12 protein-coding genes are annotated in these 19221 nt (G+C 66.6%); 8 read left to right on the forward strand and 4 right to left on the reverse strand.

Annotated elements, in window-relative coordinates; all coding sequences use genetic code 11:
* Positions 1-39 precede the first annotated feature (39 nt).
* From ACLJEU_RS14985 to ACLJEU_RS15000, 4 genes are all read right to left on the reverse strand, one after another.
* On the reverse strand, positions 40-1287 hold the full coding sequence (locus ACLJEU_RS14985; protein WP_414661636.1) for an MFS transporter: 1248 nt from the start codon (positions 1285-1287) through the stop codon (positions 40-42).
* A gap of 152 nt (positions 1288-1439) precedes the next feature.
* Positions 1440-2276 carry a 3-keto-disaccharide hydrolase gene (locus ACLJEU_RS14990; protein ID WP_414661635.1) on the reverse strand — a complete coding sequence of 279 codons (837 nt, stop codon included), beginning with the start codon at positions 2274-2276 and terminating at the stop codon, positions 1440-1442.
* 19 nt (positions 2277-2295) lie between these two features.
* Complete coding sequence (locus ACLJEU_RS14995) at positions 2296-5028, reverse strand: TonB-dependent receptor plug domain-containing protein (RefSeq protein WP_414661634.1); 2733 nt, start codon at positions 5026-5028, stop codon at positions 2296-2298.
* Between the two features lie 189 nt (positions 5029-5217).
* Positions 5218-6315, reverse strand: a complete 1098-nt coding sequence (locus tag ACLJEU_RS15000; RefSeq protein WP_414661633.1) for a substrate-binding domain-containing protein — start codon at positions 6313-6315, stop codon at positions 5218-5220.
* 177 nt (positions 6316-6492) lie between these two features.
* Between ACLJEU_RS15000 and ACLJEU_RS15005 the strand changes: the two genes are divergently transcribed.
* Genes ACLJEU_RS15005 through ACLJEU_RS15040 form a run of 8 tightly spaced genes read left to right on the forward strand, consistent with a single transcriptional unit; the run spans position 6493 to position 19218 of the window.
* Positions 6493-8037, forward strand: coding sequence for a hypothetical protein (locus tag ACLJEU_RS15005; protein WP_414661632.1), 1545 nt, complete (start codon positions 6493-6495; stop codon positions 8035-8037).
* 8 nt (positions 8038-8045) lie between these two features.
* On the forward strand, positions 8046-9266 hold the full coding sequence (locus tag ACLJEU_RS15010; protein WP_414661631.1) for an acyltransferase family protein: 1221 nt from the start codon (positions 8046-8048) through the stop codon (positions 9264-9266).
* Positions 9263-10714 (forward strand): sulfatase family protein, encoded by a 1452-nt coding sequence (locus ACLJEU_RS15015; protein ID WP_414661630.1) that lies wholly within the window; start codon positions 9263-9265, stop codon positions 10712-10714. The genes ACLJEU_RS15010 and ACLJEU_RS15015 overlap by 4 nt, the downstream gene beginning before the upstream one ends.
* Positions 10711-12168 carry a flavin monoamine oxidase family protein gene (locus ACLJEU_RS15020; protein WP_414661629.1) on the forward strand — a complete coding sequence of 486 codons (1458 nt, stop codon included), beginning with the start codon at positions 10711-10713 and terminating at the stop codon, positions 12166-12168. Before ACLJEU_RS15015 ends, ACLJEU_RS15020 begins: the two co-directional genes overlap by 4 nt.
* Complete coding sequence (locus ACLJEU_RS15025; RefSeq protein WP_414661628.1) at positions 12165-13058, forward strand: sugar phosphate isomerase/epimerase family protein; 894 nt, start codon at positions 12165-12167, stop codon at positions 13056-13058. Before ACLJEU_RS15020 ends, ACLJEU_RS15025 begins: the two co-directional genes overlap by 4 nt.
* Before the next feature lie 39 nt (positions 13059-13097).
* A complete protein-coding gene (locus tag ACLJEU_RS15030) occupies positions 13098-16232 on the forward strand; it encodes a TonB-dependent receptor (RefSeq protein WP_414661627.1) in 3135 nt (1044 codons plus the stop codon).
* A gap of 17 nt (positions 16233-16249) precedes the next feature.
* Positions 16250-17689, forward strand: coding sequence for a sulfatase family protein (locus tag ACLJEU_RS15035; protein WP_414661626.1), 1440 nt, complete (start codon positions 16250-16252; stop codon positions 17687-17689).
* Positions 17686-19218, forward strand: coding sequence for a hypothetical protein (locus ACLJEU_RS15040; protein ID WP_414661625.1), 1533 nt, complete (start codon positions 17686-17688; stop codon positions 19216-19218). The genes ACLJEU_RS15035 and ACLJEU_RS15040 overlap by 4 nt, the downstream gene beginning before the upstream one ends.
* The last annotated feature ends 3 nt before the right edge of the window (positions 19219-19221 follow it).

Raw genomic sequence — 19221 nt, forward strand, 5'->3', positions numbered from 1 at the left:
CAGCGGGACGGCACCCGCGCCGAGCCTCGCGGAAACAACTCACGACCGGCCGGCAGGCGTCCCTGACTTCGAGCCGGTGGGATTCCGGAAGAAGATCACGAAGACCACCAACACGGCGAGCGCCCCCCACGCGGGCGTCAGCCAGATCGCCTTCCAATCATGCGCCATCCCGTTCACCGCCACCGGCAACGCGTGTTTCGCCAGGACCTGGCCAGCCAGCAGCGTGCCGACAAAGGCTCCCACGCCCCAGAGAATGAAGGCAATGAACCCCTGGGCCGCGCCACGGATGCGCTCGTTGGCCTCCTCGTCGACATAGAGCTGGCCGGCGATGAAGAGGAAATCGTAGCACGCGCCGTGCAGCAGGATCGCGGTAAAGATCAGGGCGGTCTGGGCCGCGCCGCCGTCGGCGCTGAACCCGAGCGCGAAGTAGCGCGCAATCCAGCACGCGATGCCCATGAAAATCGTCACCTTGTAGCCGAAGCGGCCGAGGAAGATCGGCAGCAGCAGGAAAAACGTCACATCGGACACCTGCGCCAGCGACGTTTTCTCCAGCATGTTCGTCCACTTCAACTCGGTGAGATACACGCCGAGGTTCACGAAGTAGAAGTAGAGCGGGATACAGATGAGAAACATGCACAGGATGAAGATCGCGAACGACGGCTTCTTCAGCAGCGCGAGCGCATCGAGGCCGAGGATCTCACCGAGGCCCACGTTGGCGCCGGTCTTCTTCGGCGGCGTGTGCGGCAGCGCCAGCGAAAACAGGCCGAACACCACCGAGGCACCACCGGCGAGATAGAACTGCGTCGGCGATTCCGCGCTCGCGATGAAGCCCAAACCGAAAAGTCCCGCGATCCAGCCCACGGCGGAGAGCATCTTGACGCGCGGGAAATCGACCTTCGGGTTCGCGAGGTGGTGCAGCGAAAGTGAATTTCCCAGCGCCAGCGTCGGCACGTAGAGCGCGCAGTAAACGATCAGCATCGGGTAAAACGACGAAAAGGTGGTGCAGCGTGGAATCAGACACAGCACGACGCCGCCGAGCACACCCAGCACCGCGAGAATTTTCTCCGAGGCGAAATAACGATCCGCGATCAGTCCGACCAGGAACGGCGAAATCATGGCCCCGATCGCGAACGCGCCGTACGCGAGCCCGATCTGCGCCCCCTCGAACTTCAGCGTCACGGCGAGGTACGGCCCCATGCTGACATACCACGCGCCCCAGATGAAGTACTGGAGAAACATGAAGGTGCTGAGCTGGAACTTGAGCTTGGATTGGGGCAGCGGGTGCATGGGGTGAAGGTTGAGGCGGGAATTGAAAGCGGAGCGCGGGAACTTAGGGCATTTCGACCGCGCACGAGCCGATGCCGCCGCGGTGGAAATTGAATCGGATGGTCAGAAGGGGGCAGCAGGCGGGGTTGAGACGCTGAAAGCAGGCGACGAGACTAGCGCTGGAGCGGGTGCAACTCGATGCGGCGGTAGAAGATTTCCGCGCCCTCGGATTGAAAGAGGAGCCGGCCTTCCTTGAAAGTCCCGTCCCACCCTTCCATCGCCTTCTCGCCATTCACAAAGTAAGTGATGTTGCCGCCGTCGCAGATCGCCTCGAGGTGGTTCCATTCTCCGAGCGGCTTCTCGTTGTCGCCGCGTCCCCGAAATCCAAGTACGTCCTTCCATTCCGGATCGCGGCGCAGCCAGTCGATGCGCCCCCGGGTGAACTCCGCGAGGACGCCGTCCGGGTTCCAGCGCTGGGTGCCGGGCGTGACCTTGGTCTTGAGCCGGGGCGCGATGATCTGCGGATTGCCGCGATCATAACCGTTGACCAGGATCACATCGCCAATGCCACCTTCGATGATCTGGAACTCGACCGAGCGCATCCAGGCGCCGTCAAAATTCTTCGTCTGGTTTCCCGGCTCGCCCTGGCAGTGCAGCAGGATGCCGGCATCCCGCGCGCGGTTGAGCCGGGGTTCCCACGTGAGCAGGCCCCAGCGGAATTCGACGATCAGACGATAGTTCGTGTAGCTGTCGACCGTGATGACGCCCCCGAAATATTGTCCGCTGCAGCGAATCGCCGGCGCGCCGTCGATCTGGGGCACCACGGAGAAGACCTTGTCGGGATCGTCGCGGCCGTGCTTGCGCTCCCACGTGATGAAGCCCGTGAGGTCCTTGCCGTTGAAGAGCCGGATCACCTCGCGGGGGGTGATGGCATCGGCAGCAGGTGCGGACGACACTCCCGCCAAGGCGGCCAGAGCGATCCAGGAGAGGTGGCGACGCAGAGGTTTCATACGAGCATGCGAACGAAGTTCAGAAGCCGATTTTCGAGGTGAGGACCCACTCGCGCGGAGTCTGGAAGCGATAGTTGACGATTGCGCCCGTCGGCGAGACGCGCAGCGGGAGAATCTTCGTCTGATCGAGCGCGTTGTTGACGTTGAGCTGAAGACTCCAGGTCGAGCGCTGACCGAGCCAGCGCAGCGGATGCGAGTAGCGAAGGTTCAGGTCCAGGAGAGAGTTCGTGCGGCCAAACTGCACCCGGGCGGGGCTCGTGGTCGTCGCGGGGCGATAGTCCACGACCTGTCCGTCCTGGTGGCGGACGCCGGCGCCAGCGGTGAGGCCCTTGAGCGGGCCCTCGCGAAACGAATAGGCCGTGCGCACGTTGAACTTGAAGGGCACCTGGCCGCGGGGCCGCTGGCCGTCCGCCAGCGTGTACAGGGTGAGAATCTGCTCCTCGATCGACTTGAGCCCCTTGCCCACCGTATCGACGACTCCACTACCATCGTCCGCCACGGCGGCGAGGCGGCCGGAGCCGTCGAGCAGCACCCGCTCATACTGGCGCCAGAAATCGCGATAGGTGGCGTAGTAGGACTTGGCCTCTGATCCGAGATTCGTCTCCTCTGACTTGCTCTGGGTCAGGTTGAAATAGAGCCGCCAGTTTTTCGTGGGGTTCGCGATGGCCTCGAGCTCGTAGCCCTTCGTGACGGAATTGAACGTGTAGACGCTGGCGGCCGGCACGAGATCGATGGCGGGACGGCCATCGGGCGCGCGAACATTCGCCGCGCCGAGGGCGGCCCAGATGCTCTTGTACACCTGCTCGGGTCCGAGGCCGGCAAGGTTCCGCGTGCCTTTGGTGTCACTGGTTTCAAAATACGTCGCGGTGAACATCAGCCGCTGCCCAAGATCCAGCTTCACGCCGAAATCGCGGCTTTCGCCCGAAGGATTGGGCGCCGGCCCGATCGCCGTGAAGCCCGAGGGCGCAACCGCGAACGAACTCGCCTGGTTGAACGTGAGGCCCAGCCAGCGCGTGACCTTCAGCATGGCGCTGTAGGTCTGGTTGCGGCCTTCGTCGAGCGTCAGCGTCCTGCCCCGCGTGGCAATGTACGGCCCGAGCAGGTAACCCGGCGTTGCAGGCCCGCGGACATTGATCGGCGAGATCCAGGAATGCTGCCGGTCCTCCCGGATACCCACAACGGTGATGAGCCGGTCGCGCAGCCAGGTGCTCTGCAATACGGCCATGCCGGAATCGAGCCGGAAGCGGTTGTCGCTCGCGGCCGGGGCAAAGGGCTCGAACCGCGCCCCGACGCGTCGGCCGGAGATCGTCTCGCTGAGATCCGAACCCAGAAACCGGCGCCAGTCGCCGCCGACGATCCGGTCCGGCGGGCCGTCGAGATCCACGTAGGTGCGGAACCGCACCGCGTTCGTGAGATTCTCCGGCGAGGCCGCAGAGTACGGATTCTGCGCAACGAACAGCCGTTCCTGCAGCAATCCGGTTTTCGACCAGTCCGTCTGCCACAAACCGGCGACCGCATGGCGACCGAAAAGCGGCCCGAACGAGTGCGTCCAGCTCAGCGTGCCGCGCAGGGAACGTGACTGATCGACGGTTCGCGTCCGCTGGAGAAACCCTTCGAGAAACGGGCGGCCCGCGTTGGGATTCGCCCGACCGTCGGGCAGCGTTGGATTGGGGTCAGCCCAGATCTGCGCCAGCGTCGCGGCGTTGATCGCTTTGCGCGGGGCGCTCTGCGTATTGGCGGCGAACTCGGCGTTGAGATCGCGGGTGAAGGCATGCGTGACGAACAGTGACGCGCGCGTGTACTTGGATTCCTGCGGAAAGGGATCGCCGGCGGCCAGCGACGTGCGTTTCGGCAGGAGGTTGAAATCGGTGATGTAGGGCACGACGCCGACGCCCGGCACCGCGGGTAGCGGCTGGGAGCGCATGCGATTGCGCATGTTCCACGCCTCGCCGGTGGTGGTGTCGACCGACAGGAAATCCGCCGCGCCATAGGACACGACGCCGAGTGCCGCGTTGGCCGTGGCCGAAATCCGTTTTCCGGCCGCAGCCCAGATCGAATAGGCGTCGGTCGCGCCGGCGGGCGTCCCCACCGACTTGTTGACCTTGCCGTATTCAAACTGCGCATCGACCACCGTCTGCGGCGTGACGCGATACTGGGCCGCGAGGTAAACGCGGTCCTGATGATCGTATTCGTTGTAGCGCCAGGTGCCGCCGTGATCGCGGACGGCCGCGATGCGCAGCGCGAGCCGATCGCGACGCAGCACGCGATTGTAGTCGAGGGTGGCGCGCAGTCCCTCGTGCGAGCGGGCGGCCAGCGCGGCCGTGCCGAACGTCGATCCGACGCTGGCGCGATTGGGCGAAAGATTGATCACGCCGCCGGGCGAACCGAAGCCGAAGAGGATGGAGTTCGGCCCGCGCGACTGGTCGAGCCGGCCGGTATTGTAGAGATCGAGGCGCAGGTTGTTCGGAAAGTAGTTCACCGTCGCCGTAGCCGGCAGACCGCGCACGCGGATCGCGGCGGCGTCCTCCGTGAAATTGGCGATGTTGGCCTCCTGATACTGAATCTCCGCGCTCGGCATGTAGACCACCATCTCCTCGACGCTGCGCAGGCCGACGTCCTCAATGAATTCGGCGGTGAAGGCGGACACCGGCGCGGCGAGGTCGGCGAGACTCGTGTTGAGCCGGCTGCCCGAGAGGCTGTTCTGCGCGAGATAGCCCGCGTCGCCTTCGGTCACGACCGCAAACGGGTTCATCACGATGGGAGCGGGCGTTGCCGGCGGCGGTGAAACGGTCTGGGCCCACAGCACGGGGCCACTCCCTACCAGGGCGGCGACGAGCGGGGCGATCGCAAGAGGCCGGAAAGAGGAACGGCAATCGGCGGTCGGCATAGTGGGTGTGGGGTAAATGAATCGGGGCGGCCGGAAAGCGCGGTCGCCCCTCGGCTAGGTGGTGTTGCCGGGCGAAAGTTGTGGCTCGAGCACGTGCCGGAACGGCTTCTCCGCTCCGAGCGCATCGACCGCCAGCCGGCCCATCGCGCGAAAGTCGTGTCGCAGATGAGTCATGCCAGACCGGATGGCAAAATCAGTACCCATGGCCGAGAGCAGACCTATCCGCTGCGGGCAGGACAGCCCGGCGGCGCGGGCGGCGGAGGCGAGGAACAAGGCGACGTTGTCCTCCGGGCAGACGAGGGCCGTGCGCCGCGGTTCATTGCGCAACCGTTCGATCAACGCCGCGCGCTCGGTGGTGTTGGTCGCCCGCGCCAGCGGTTCGAGCCGGCTGCGACAGCCCGCTTCGTCCGCTGCGTCCGCCAGCGCGACAAAAAACTCGTCGACCGCCGGATCGCCGTCGAACGGCAGCACCGGGACGATGCGATCGTAGCCACGCCCCAGCAGGTGCGTCAGCGCCATCAGCGAACCCACCCGAAAATTCGCGCGGACATTGGAGAAATTCTCCAGCTCGCAGGAGCGGAAAATAACCACCGCGGGCTGGAGCCGCTCGCCGAAATTACGCAGCGCCTCGTCGGTCCACACATGGTCGAGAATGAATCCGCCCGTGGAGCTGCCGTGCCGGTCGAGAAAGTCGGATAGGATCAGCCGCTGCTCCCGCGGAGTCGAAAACGCCGGCGAGTCCTGCGTGACCGGATGCTGGACGAGCAGGTTGTCGTGCCAGAGCAGCATCGCCCGGTGCAGCGTGCCACACTGGCTGCTGATGCCTTCGAGAATCTCGCGGTACTGTTCACTCGCCAGTTCGAGACAGCGCGTGAGGCAAGCCACCGGCTTCGGCCGATCGAAGATCAGGCGCGCCGCCGCGGGAAAATACCGACCGCTGGTCGGGTGCTGCCACACCTCACCTGCATTCGCCCGCTCCTGCAGCAACCGGTAAACGGTGGTGTTCGCCACCCCGAGCCGGTCGCCGAGCGCGCGGGTCGTCGGCAACGGCCGATCCGCGGGGCAGGCGGCGATCAGTTTCAGGAGGCGTGAGGCCACGTCGGTGGCGGGTCCGGGCGTTGGCACCTTGGGCTTGGAGGGACGGGTCGGCACGGGAGGGGTTTGGTTCTGGGCGAAACAGCGGCACGTCGTGTTGCGGTTGTAAACAACAAAAGAAAACTGTTGCAAACATCCGTTTTATGTTCGGCCTTGGGCCCGCCGGTCACTTCCCCACCCGGCTTTCTCCCTCCCCTCTCCTTGGCCGGTTCATCATTCCCGAGCTTGAGCACCATGCGGCCACGCCTCGTCCCCGCCCTACGCAGCCTGGGTTTCATCAGCGCCGCGCTGCTGCTGCCGTGGGTCGCGCCCGCAGCTCCGGCTTCCTCCCCTCCGGACCTCCGGGCGGGTTTCGCCGAGCGGGATATTTCCCCCGCGATCGGTCAGGAGCGGCCGGGCGGATACGGCAAGGCCTTCCACCGGACCTTCCGCGATCCCTGCAAAGTCCGGGTCGCGGTCTTTGCCCGCGGCGGGACCACGGTGGCGCTGGTCGGCGTCGATGCCCTGATGTTGTCACGCGCTGCGGTCCTCGCTGCCCGCGCCGGCATCGCACGCGCCACCGGCATACCCGCGGGCGCGGTGATGATCTCCGCCTCCCACTCGCACACGTCCGGTCCCGTCGGCATGGTCCAACCCGGCGAGTACGACGCGGCACCCGCGGCGCTCCAAACACTCGCCTACGAGGAATCGTCGCTCGCCGACCCCGCTTACCTTGCGCGCGTGGTGGCGGCGATCGTGGACGGCGTCGCCGGCGCGCACGCCGCCCTCGCCCCGGCCCGACTGAGTTTCGGGGTCGGACACGAGGACAAGGTGGGATTCAACCGCCGCCTGCGGATGAAACAGGGTCAAACGTGGACCAATCCGGGCGCGGCCAACCCGGAGATTGTCGGCTATGCCGCGCCCATCGATCCGGACGTCGGCGTGATTGGCGCGTGGGATCTGCAGGGACGGCTGATCGGATCGATCGTGAACCACGCCTGCCACACGAATGTCATTCCCGAAGGCATCTCCGCCAACTGGGTCTGCCACCTCGAGCGCACCATCCAGGGCGCGCTCGACAGCAAGGCCCCCGTGGTCTTCCTGCCCGGCGCGTGCGGCGATATTTCCAAGCTCGACGCCCTGAGTGCGTTCGAGCGTCCGCCGGAGGATGAATGGATGCGCATCGTCGGCGGCCGCATCGGCGCGGAAGCCGTGAAGGTCCTGCTCAGCGCGACACGCGGCGCGGACATCGCCCTCGAAGCCCGATCCAAGGTGTGGAACATTGCCCGCCGCGTGCCCTTGCCTGCGAAGGTCGAACGGGCGCGCGGCCTCATCGCTGCCGGCAAACCGAAATCGAATCCCGCGCTCACGGAATGGACGTTCGCCAAGGAGACGCTGATGGCCGAGTTCCTCGCGCGCACGTCACCCGAGGTCGAAGTGGAAGTGCAGGCGATCCAGATCGGGCCCGTCGTTTGTCTGAGTAATCCGGCGGAGTACTTCGTGGAATACGGTTTGGAATTGAAGCGACGCAGTCCATTCCCGTTCACGTTTCCCGTCGAACTGGCCAACGGCTGCGTCGGCTACGTGCCCACCGAGGAGGCCTTCAGTCCGCAAGGCGGCGGCTACGAGACGCGGCTCACGTCGTACAGCAATCTCGCCGTGTCCGCCGGCCGGCAGTTTGCCGACGCCGGCGTTGAACTCGCCACCGCGCTAAAGCCGGGTCCGGTACCGATGCCGGCACGGTTGGCGCGCCCCGGCGTACCGTGGCTCTACGGCAACGTCCCGCCGCAATCGAACTGAGATCCGCCATGTCGTCGACCACCCTCACCGCCTCCTCCACCGCACCGGTTGCCCAGCCGGACCGCGGCGGCGACACCGCGGGCGGCGCGCCTCGCAACGGCGGGCGTCTGCGGTCGCTCGATGCGTTTCGCGGATTCATCATGTTCACGCTCGCCGCCGGTGGCTTCGGCGCCGTGCAGATGGCGCGAACGTTTCCCGACTCGGGTTGGGCGGTGGCGGCGCGCCAGTTCAGCCACACGCCGTGGCAATGGGGCGTGTTCTGGGATCTCATCATGCCGTCGTTCCTGTTGATGGTCGGCGTCGCGATGCCGTTCTCCTACGCGAAACGCGCCGGAGCCGGCGACCCGTACGGGCGACAGCTGGGACACGCCGTCATCCGCGCGGTCACGCTGGCCCTGATTGGCATGGTGATGATGAATCAGACCGCCCGGTTCCTGAACGTGCTCACGCAAATCGGACTCGGCTACGTGTTCGTTTTTCTGCTGCTCGGCCGCACGCTGCGCACGCAGCTCGCCTGGGGCGCGGGCGTGCTCGTCGCGTGGTGGACGCTCTTCGCGTTGTATCCGCTGCCGGGGCCGGGCTACGACTTCGCGGCCGCGGGCGCAAAATCAGCCGACGTCCTGCCGGGCTTCTTCGGCCACTGGAGCCGCAATATGAATCTCGCGGCCGATTTCGATCGCTGGCTGCTCAACATGTTGCCCGCGGACAAGCCCTTCATCGCGCACGTCGGCAGCACGACGACGCTGAACTTCATCCCGGCGTCGGTGAACATGCTGCTGGGCGTGATCGCCGGCCAGATGCTACTCGGTCCGCGCCGGCCCGTGGAGAAACTGCGCTGGCTCCTCGTCGCCGGCGCCGTCTGTCTCGCGCTCGGCACGCTCGCCGGCTTCACGGTCTGCCCGGTGGTGAAACGCATCTGGACGCCCGCGTTCGCGCTGTGGAGCGGCGGTCTCACGCTGTGGATGCTGGCGGTGTTTTACGCGGTCGTCGACGTCGCGGGCTGGGCCCGTTGGGCGCGTCCGCTCGAGGTTCTTGGGGCCAACTCGATCGCCGTGTACCTGATGACGCTCACCTGGCCGGCGTGGATCGTGAAGACCTGGAAATCGCTTTTCGGCGCCACGGCGCTCGACGGGACCTATGCTCCCGTCTGGGAGCACCTCGTGGTGCTCGGTGTAATCTGGGCCGTGGCTTGGTGGCTGTGGCGTCGACGACTTTTCCTTCGCGTGTGAACTCCCGAATCCTCCTCCCCCTGCTGGCGCTGCTGCTCGTCACGGTCGCCCGTGGCGCCGACTCCGCCCGGCCCAACATCCTCTTCCTGCTCGCCGACAACTGGCTCTACGACCATGCCGGCGCCAATGGCGACAAGCTGGTGAAGACCCCGGTCTTCGACCGCATGGCCCGCGAAGGCATGCGATTCACGAACGCGTTCTGCCCCGTGCCCTCGTGCGGCCCGACGCGTTCAAGCCTGGTCACGGGCCGGGCCCCTCACCAGCTCGAGGAGATCGCCAACCACGGCGGACGCTTTCCCGGCAAGTTTCGCGTCTTCGTCGATGCCCTTTCGACCGCCGGTTACCACGCCGGCTATATGGGCAAGGGCTGGGCGCCCGGCATCTACCAGGGATTCGGTCGCACGGTTTCGCCCGCCGGCGATCTCTACAAGGACTTCCCGGCGTTCCTCGAAAAACGCGAACCGGGCCAGCCCTTCTTCTTCTGGTACGGCTCGACGCACACCGCGCTGCGCTTCTGGAAGCCGGGCCTCGGCCGGAGTCGCGGCATCGATCCGGCCAAGGTCCGCGTGCCGGGCTATCTGCCGGACGCCCCGGCCGTCCGCGAGGAAATCGCCGACTACCTCGCCTGCGTCGAAATGATGGACGCCGAGTTCGGCGCGGCGATCGCACTCCTCGAAAAGAACGGCGAGCTGGCCAACACCATCGTGATTCACACGAGTGACAACGGCTGGCAGATGCCGCGCGGTCTCGGCAGCGTGCACGACGCCGGGCTGCACGTCCCGCTCGCCGTGCGCTGGCCCGGACGGATTGCCGCGGGTCGCGTGGTGGAGGATTTCGTTTCGGTCACCGACTACGCGCCGACGATTCTCGAACTCGCCGGCCTGCGTCCCTGGCCCGAGATGACCGCCCGCAGCTTTGTCGATCTGCTGCTGGGCAAGCCCGCGGGCGTCGTCCGCGATCACGTTTTCGTCGAGCGCGAGCGCCACGCCAACGTGCGGCGCGGTGATCAGAGTTATCCGGTGCGCGGCGTGCGCTCGCGGGATTTCCTCTACCTGCGCAATCTCCGTCCGAATCGCTGGCCCGGCGGCGATCCGATCGTCTATCTCGCCGTCGGCGACTACGGCGACGTCGATCCGAGCCGCACCAAGCAGTACATCCTCGATCATCGGACGGAGCCGGGCATGCAGCCGTACTTCGCGCTGTCGTTCAAAAAACGTCCGGCCGAGGAGCTCTACGATCTCCGTCGCGATCCCGAGCAGTTGAAAAACATCGCCGCGGATCCGGCCTATGCGGAGGCGCTGCGGCAGCAGCGCGCGCGCGTCGACGGCTGGATGAAAGCCACCGCCGATCCCCGGCTCGACCCGACCTTCGACGACTTCGACAAGTATCCTTACTTCGGCGGCGGCGTGGCCCCCGAGCTGCGCGCGTGGGAGGCGGAGAAGCCATGAATCGTCGCGACGCCCTCAAGACCGGCGCGGTTCTCGCCGCCGGATTCATGCTGCCCCGGGGCTTCGGCGCGATCGCCCGACGACCGAAAAAGGTCGTCGTCGCCGGCGCCGGCCTCGCCGGTCTGTCCTGCGCCTATGAACTCGTGCGCCGCGGGCACGACGTCACCGTGCTCGAAGCCTCGCGCCGCACTGGCGGCCACGTGAAGACAATCCGGGATCCGCTTCCCGGGGGCCTTTACGCCGACGTCGGCGCCGAGAATTTTCCCGGCCGCCCGGCGTATTCAATTGTCTGGGACTACATCGACGAGTTCGGCCTCACGCCCTTGCAATGGGACCGGCACCACAACGCCTACCGCAAGCTCGGCAACCGCTGGGTGAGCGACGCGATTTTCAAGGAACGCTCCGAGCTGCTCGGCCTCGGCTTCACCGCGCGCGAAGCGGACTTCGTGCTCCAGCACGGACTCTCCGAACTCCCGCTGCTCTACTTCGAGAAGTACCTCGATCGCTTCACCGATGAATACAAGCCGCTGGGCATCGGTCTCGATCATCTGGATACCGAGCTGCCCGCCGATCTGATGGCGAAGGAAGGGGGCTCGGACGCCGCCATCCGCTTCTCCCGTATGGGCCGGCAATCCACGGCCAATCTTCCGATGAAGGCCGACGACCCGTCCGCGCTCTACCGGCTGTGGATCATGGCGATCATCCGGATGCGCGGCCTGCCGCAGCAGCCGAAGGACGTCTTCCACCTCAAGGACGGCAACCAGACCCTCACCGACGCGTTGACCCAACGGCTCGGCGCGCGGATCCGAAAACACAGTCCGGTGCGCGCGATCAAGCACGACGCCCGGGGCGTCACCGTCCGTACGGAGGAGAATGGCCGCGCCGTCGAGTACGCCGCCGACTACCTCGTCGTCGCGATGGCTCCCGGCATGGCGTCCGCGCTCGAGGTCACGCCCGCCTGGCCCGCGGCGAAACAGACCGCGCTCCAGTATTTGCCGCTCGGGATGCAATCCCGGGTGCTCCTTCAGACCCGCACGCCATTCTGGAAGGGCGACATTCCCAGCATCAATCTCCTCACCGGCGATTCGCGCATGGGCTCCGTCTGCGAGACCTGCACCGAGATTCCCGGCGAGCAACGGCTCCTCTTCGGCTCCGGTCAGCCGGTACAAACACCCGAGCAGACCATCGAGGCCTTTCGGAAATTCTATCCCGGCAAGGCCAAGGACACCATCGAGCAGTGCCTCGTCCACCAATGGTGGAAGGAGGAACCGACGTGCGTGGGCTGCGAGCGCGCCGCCCTCTCCCCCGGCGGGCTCGCCCGCATCTGGCCCAGCATCATCGAGCCGGTCGGCCGGGTGCATTTCGCTGGCGCGGGCTACGACAGCCTGTGGCGCGGGCTCGAGGCCGCAACGCGTTCCGCCCAACGTGCGGTGCAAGCCATCGACGCCGCATGAATCGTCGGATGTTTCTTCGTGCCGCCGGTGGCGGGACGCTGCTCGCCGCGAGCGTTCAGGCCGCGCCCGCGCCTCCGCCCGCGGCACTGCACGGCGAAGTCGGCATCACGACGGGCTCGTTCATGCGCCACCTGTCGCCGACCGCGGCGCCGGGCCGCCTGCGGCTCCTCGACCTCCCGCGGATCATGCGCGACGAACTCGATCTGAAAGTCATCGACCTGATGACCGCGACGCTGGTCTCGCTCGAGCCGGCGTACCTCGATCAACTCCGCGCCGCCGCGGCGAACGCCGGGTGCGTGCTCACCAACCTGAAGATCAATTTCAACCAGGCGGATCTCGGGCACGCCGATCCCGTTCGCCGCCGCGCCGCGCTCGCCGAGGTGAAGGGCGCGTTCGAGGCGGCCGCGCGGCTCGGCGTCCGCTGGGTGCGCCCGCTGCCCGGAGTCCGTCGCGCCGACCTCGGCCGCATCACCGAATCGTATCGCGAACTGTGCGACCACGGCGGCGAGCGCGGTCTTACCGTGCTCGTCGAGAACATCGGGTGGATGAAGGACGACGCGGATGGCATTCCCGATCTCATTGGCGGCGTTGGTCCCGCCCTGCGCTCCCAGCCCGACACGGGCAACTGGGCCGATGCCGTGCGCTCCGCCGGGCTCGCGAAAGCGTTTCCGTTCGCCGCCTCCTGTGACTTCAAGGCGTTCGACCTCGCGCCGGACGGCTCGCACGCCGCGTACGATCTCTCGCGGTGCTTCGACCTCGGCTGGGACGCCGGCTTCCGCGGCCCCTGGCTGCTCGAGCATTTCCACGCCGACCTGAAGCAGCTGCTCCGCGAGATGGGCTGGCTGCGCGATCAGCTGCGGACGTGGACGAAACGCCGCTCCAACGTCTGAGCATTGCCTTTTGTTCCGCCCCCCCCACCCACCCGCGTCATGAAGCACTCACCTTGGCTCGTGTTCTGCCTGACAGTTCTCTGTGCCCTTCCGCTCCTCCTGCCCTCGTCCGCCGTCGCTGCATCGGCGGAAACGACCGGCGCGATCACGGGCCGCGTCCGCAATGTCGCGACCGGCCAATATCTCAACCGCGCCCGCGTCGCCGTGCGCGGCACGGAGACCGTGGTCTTCACCGACGAATTCGGCACCTACCGGCTCGCTGATTTGCGCAGCGGTGCGGTCACGCTCGATGTTTTCTACACCGATCTCGATCCGCTGGCTGTCGCCGTTGACGTACCCGCCGGGCGCGGCATCGAGCGGGATGTGGATCTCACCAGCGTCGCACGCTACGGCACCGCGACCAACACCAGCGGCGTCGTCCGGCTCGATGCGTTCCGCGTGGCCTCGCAAAAGGAAACCGACGCCCAGGCGATCGCGACCAACGAGCAACGCTTCGCGCCCAACATCAAGAACGTGATCGCAACCGATGCGTTCGGCGAAGTCTTCGCCAACAGCGCGGGCGACTTCCTGAAATTCCTGCCGGGACTCGCCGCCGACTACGACAACGCCGAGGTCAGCACGATCTCCGTCCGCGGCATGGGCGGCGACAAGACCGCGGTGCTCTTTGACGGCGCGCCGATCGTCACGGGCGCCAACACCGGGCCCACGCGTTCGGTCGAGATGCGCACGCAGTCGTTGAACAACGTCACCCGCGTCGACGTCACCAAGGTGCCCACGCCGGCGACCCCCGCCGACACCCTCGCCGGCTCGATCAACATGATCAGCAAGAACGCATTCGAGCGGACCGGCGCGGAGTTCCGTTACGGCGTGAATCTGAGCGCCACCAGCAACACCCTGCGACTGAGCCGGACGCCGACGTCCTACAAGGACGAGCGCGTCTACAAGGTGAAACCGGGCTTCGATTTCGACTACACCCAGCCGCTCGGAAAGAACTTCGGCTTCGTGCTCACGGGCGTCTTCAACCAGAAGTTCAACGAGCAAAACATCAGCCGGAAAACGTGGAATGCCGCGGGCACTTCCACCGGCGCTTCGTTCGCGAATCCCTACCTGCAGCAGTTTCTCATTCAGGATTCCCCGCGCTACACCAATCGCAGCATCTACAGTGTGAAGGCGGACTGGCGCATCACGCCGAACTCGGTCCTCACCTTCGGCTCGCGTTACGGCAAGAACACCCGCGCCAGCACCGGCCACACGACCTACACCCCGAGCGCCGGCACGATCGGCACGTCCGCCACCGCCGGCGGTACCGCGCTCAGCTACGGTCCCGACTTCACCCTCGGCGCCACCGGTCGCGGCGCGCTGACCATCACCGGCGGCTGGCAGTACAGCGTCGACTACACGACCGGTTCCAATCTCGGTTATCGCTACGACGACGGCCGCTGGCGCATCGAGGCCAACACCAACTACTCGCACTCGAAGACGCTCCTGCCGAGCACGACCCGCGGGCACTTCAACAACGTCACCGCCGTCAACCGCAACCCGGTCCGCGTCAACTTCCGCGGCATCGGCGACGAGCGTCCGGACAGCATCGAGGTCTTCGACGCCAACAACCGTGCCGTCGACCCGCTCGATCCGGCCAACTACCGGGTTTCCGCCGCGACGCACGACGATCGCAAGCACCTCCTGAGTTCGCGCTATGGCAACGCCGACATCCGCCGCCGCCTCGACATCGCCCCGTTCCCGCTCGCGCTCCAGACCGGCGGCATGCACCGGATCCAGAACGTCGATGCCCGCCGCGAATCAGCGACGTTCACCTACACCGGCGCGAATCCGGACGTGCAGCCGTTTCTCTACGACGTCTACAAGAACCAGGAACTCTTCAAGGGCTTCCGCGACATCATCGGGATCAACGCCGGCAAGGCCTGGAACGCCAATCTCGCCAACCCGACTCTCTTCACCCAGACACCGGCGCAGGTCGTGGCCGCGGAGAACGCCCGGCTGAATACGTCGCAGTTCGCCGAGGAAACGGTCTCCGCCGGTTACCTCCAGGCCGAGGCGCGCCTGTTCAAAGGCCGCCTGAACATCCTCGGCGGCTTTCGCTACGAACACACCGGCGTGACCGGCGAGGGCCTGCTCAACGATCCCAACGCCGTGTTCGTCCGCAACGCCGACGGCTCCTTCGCCCGCAACGCCCAGGGCGCGCGCATCCGGCGCCCGGAGGCCGGGGCCGCCGGTTCGCTCGAGGAGACGCGGCTCACGCGCAAGGAGCGCGCGTACAACGCCAGTCGCACCTACGATGGCTGGTACCCGAGCCTGCATCTCACCCACAGCTTGCAGGAAAATCTCCAGGTGCGCCTGGCGTGGGCACGCACGTACGGCCGGCCGAATTTCCCCGACATCATCCCCGGCGCCACGATTTTGGAAGCCGATCTCACCTCGGGCCAGCTCAACGATCCGAATGTGGTGAAGGGCAACATCACCGTCACCAACACCGGCCTCAAGCCTTGGACGGCCGACAACTACGATCTCTCGCTTGAATACTACACGCCCACGGGCGGCATGTTCAGCGCCGGTGTTTTCCTGAAGGAGATTTCAAACTTCTTCGCCGACTCCGTGACGCTCGCGACCGCCGCGGACGTCGCCGCGCTCGACCTCGACCCGCGTTACATCGGCTGGAATCTCGCCACCACGATCAACTCGGGCAACGCGCGGGTCTCGGGCTTCGAGTTCAACGTCCGCCACTCGCTGCGTCCGCTCGGCGAATGGGGCCGTTACTTCACGGTGTTCGCCAATGCGACCAAGCTCAAACTCGAGGGCAGCTCGACCGCATCCTTCACCAGCTTCGTCCCCGAGACGGCCAACGCCGGCCTGCAGTTCACGTGGCGGCGCTTCACCTTCGCGCCGCGCGTGAACTACCGCGGGCTCAACAAGCTCACGCCGCAGCCGGCGTTCGGCACCGACGGCTACCTCTACATCCGCAAACGGCTGATGGTCGACGTGAGCCTCTCGTATCAGCTCTCGTCCCGCTTCTCCCTCGTCGGTTCGATCGGCAACGTCTTCAACGACGAACTCACGCAGCTGATCTACGGATCCGCCACTCCCGGCTACGCCCGCCGCGCGCTGAACAGCGAGTACGGTTCCGCCATTTCAATCGGACTCAAGGGTCGCTTCTGAAAACCCACTTCATTCCCGTGCACCTTCCTCACCGTTTTCTCGCCTCCGCCGTTCTCGGCGCGCTGCTGCTCGTCACAGCGTCAGGGTCTGTCGCCGCCGAGCGGGCGCCGAACATCCTGATGTTTTTCTGCGACAACCTCGGCTACGGTGACATCGGCGCGTACGGTTCCACGCTGCACCGGACGCCGAACCTCGATCGCTTCGCCGCCGAGTCCCGGAAGTTCACGCACTTCTACGCGGCGGCCAACGTCTGCACGCCTTCGCGCGCGGGACTCATGACCGGCAACTATCCGCGGCGGATCAATCTTCACATCAGCGCCCTCAACGCCGCGGTCCTGCAGCCGGGCGCGGCGATCGGACTGAATCCGGCGGAGACCACCGTCGCCGAGGTGCTGCAGCGCGCAGGCTACCGCACCATGCTGATCGGCAAGTGGCACCTCGGCGATCAGCCCATCTTTCTCCCGACGCGCCAGGGCTTCGACGAATACTGGGGCGTGCCGTACAGCGACGACATGACGCCGCGCGAAGGCCAGACGTGGCCGCCGCTGCCGTTGATGCGCGGCGAAACCGTGATCGAGGCCGGCATCGATCGCAACGAGCTCACGCGCCGCGAGACCACCGAAGCGATCCGTTTCATGACGGACAACCGCTCGCGTCCGTTCTTCCTCCTGATTTCCCACGCGATGCCCGGCAGCACCCACGCGCCTTTCGCCAGCGAAGCTTTTCGCGGCAAGTCCCGCAACGGTCCGCACGGCGACTCGGTCGAGGAGCTTGACTGGTCCGCCGGTGAAATCCTGGCCGCCCTGAAGAAGCTCGGCCTCGAACGCGACACCCTCGTCGTGTGGACCGCCGACAATCCCGCGACGCGCCGCCAGCCGTTCGGCGGCAGCAACGCGCCGCTCTCCGGCCACATGAACTCGACCGCCGAGGGCGGCAACCGCGTCCCATTCCTGGTCCGGCTCCCCGGCCGTATCCCCGCCGGCACGACGTGCGACGAACTCTCCACGATGATGGATCTCCTGCCGACGTTCGCCCGCGTGGCCGGCGCCTCCGCGCCGCCACCCGCCGAGATCGACGGCCGCGACATCTGGCCGCTCCTCGCCGGCACCCCGGGCGCGCGCACGCCGCACGAGGCGTTCTACTACTACCACGTCGATCAACTGCAGGCGGTCCGCTCCGGCCCCTGGAAATTGTTCCTCGCCCTCGATCGCGTCCGCTTCAACGGCGTACAACCGCCGCGCGCCGAGCGCGTCCCCGCCCGGCTCTATAACGTCGTCACCGATCCCGGGGAAAAGAACGACGTCGTCGCGGCCAATCCCGAAATCGTGAGCCGGCTCAACGTCCTCGCCGCCCGGGGCCGCGAGTATATCGGCGATCTCGATGTCCACGGTCGCGGCGAACATCCCGCCGGCTGGGTGCACAATCCCCAGTATCAAGTGCTGCCGCCGAAACCGTGAGTCGTTCGCTGCAGGTTCGGTCGCGGCTGGGCGCACGTCGATTCACGGCGTGCGCGTTGCTGGCGCTAGCCGTCGTGCCCCTGGGCGCGGCGGTGCGCGCCGGATTTGCGGAGCGCGACATCTCACCCACGGTCGGCATGCGCGAGGCGCACGCGGTGGCCCGCCACGTTTTCCTCACCTTCGTCGATCCGTGCCGGGTGCGCGCCGCGGTTTTCGCCGATGGCGACACGACCGTCGCGCTCGTTTCGCTCGACGCCCTCATGATCCCGCGCGAAGTCGTCCTTCGCGCCCGCACCGGCATTGGCCACGTCACGACGCTGGCACCAAGCGCGGTCGTGATCGCCGCCACGCACTCGCACTCATCTGGACCGGTTGGTCTGGTGATGCCGGGCCAGTTCGACGCGGCACCCGCGGACATCCAGCGGCTCGCTTACGAGGAATCGTCGCTCGCCGATCCTGCCTACCTCGCCCGCGTCGAAGCCGAGATCATCGAGGCGGTGCGACTCGCGGAGTCCCGCCTCCAGCCCGTCACGCTGGGTTTCGGTTTCGGTGAAGAGCGGCAGGTCGCGTTCAATCGCCGGCAGAAGATGAAGAGTGGCCGCACCTGGAGCCACGCCGGTGCGATGAACCCCGATATCGTCGACTACGCTGGCCCGGTCGACCCGCAGGTCGGCGTGGTCGGGGCGTGGGATCACGAAGGCCGGCTCGTCGGCGCGATCGTGAACTTCGCCTGCCACGCCACCACCAATCCGGGCGGCGTGTCGGCCAACTGGCCCGGCGCCATGGAACGCACGGTGCAGGGCGCGCTGCGCACGACGGCGCCCGTGTTGTTTTTTGCCGGACCATCCGGTGACGTCACGCAGGTCGACAATCGCAGTCCCTACGTGAACCCGACGCAGGCCGAGTGGCTCGCGCAGGTCGGCGGCCGCATCGGGGCCGAGGCGATCAAGGTCCTGCTCTCCGCGCCGCGCACGACCGATACCCCGCTCGCGGCCCGGCAGAAGCTGTGGCGCATCGCGCGTCGGGTGCCACTGCCGGAGCGCGTGGCGGAGGCCCGGGCGATCGTCGATCGCGGCAAACCGTCCGCCGGCGCCCTGACGGAGTGGACGTTCGCGCGGGAAACATTGTTGCTCGATCACATCGTCGGCATCGAACCGGACGTCGAAGTCGAAGCGCAGGCGATTCAGGTCGGGCCCGCCGTATTCCTTTCGAGTCCCGCGGAACTGTTCGTGGCTTTCGGCCTCGAGCAGAAGCAACGCAGCGCATTTCCGTTCACCTTTCCGGTGTCGCTCGCAAACGGCTGCGTCGGCTACGTCGCGACCGAGGACGCCTTCGGACCGGAGGGCGGCGGCTACGAGACGCGGCTCACGTTTTACAGCAATCTCGACGTCACGGCCGGCCGGCAGTTCGCCGAGGTCGGACTCGCCCTGGCCGCACAACTCCGGCCCGCGCCTCCGCCCGAACGTCCCCGCCTCACCCGGCCGGGCACGCCCTGGCCGCATGGCCGAGTCGACCCGCAAGTCCGCTAACCC

The sequence above is a fragment of the Terrisphaera buseokensis genome, assembly GCF_047521145.2.
Taxonomy (GTDB): domain Bacteria; phylum Verrucomicrobiota; class Verrucomicrobiia; order Opitutales; family Opitutaceae; genus ER46.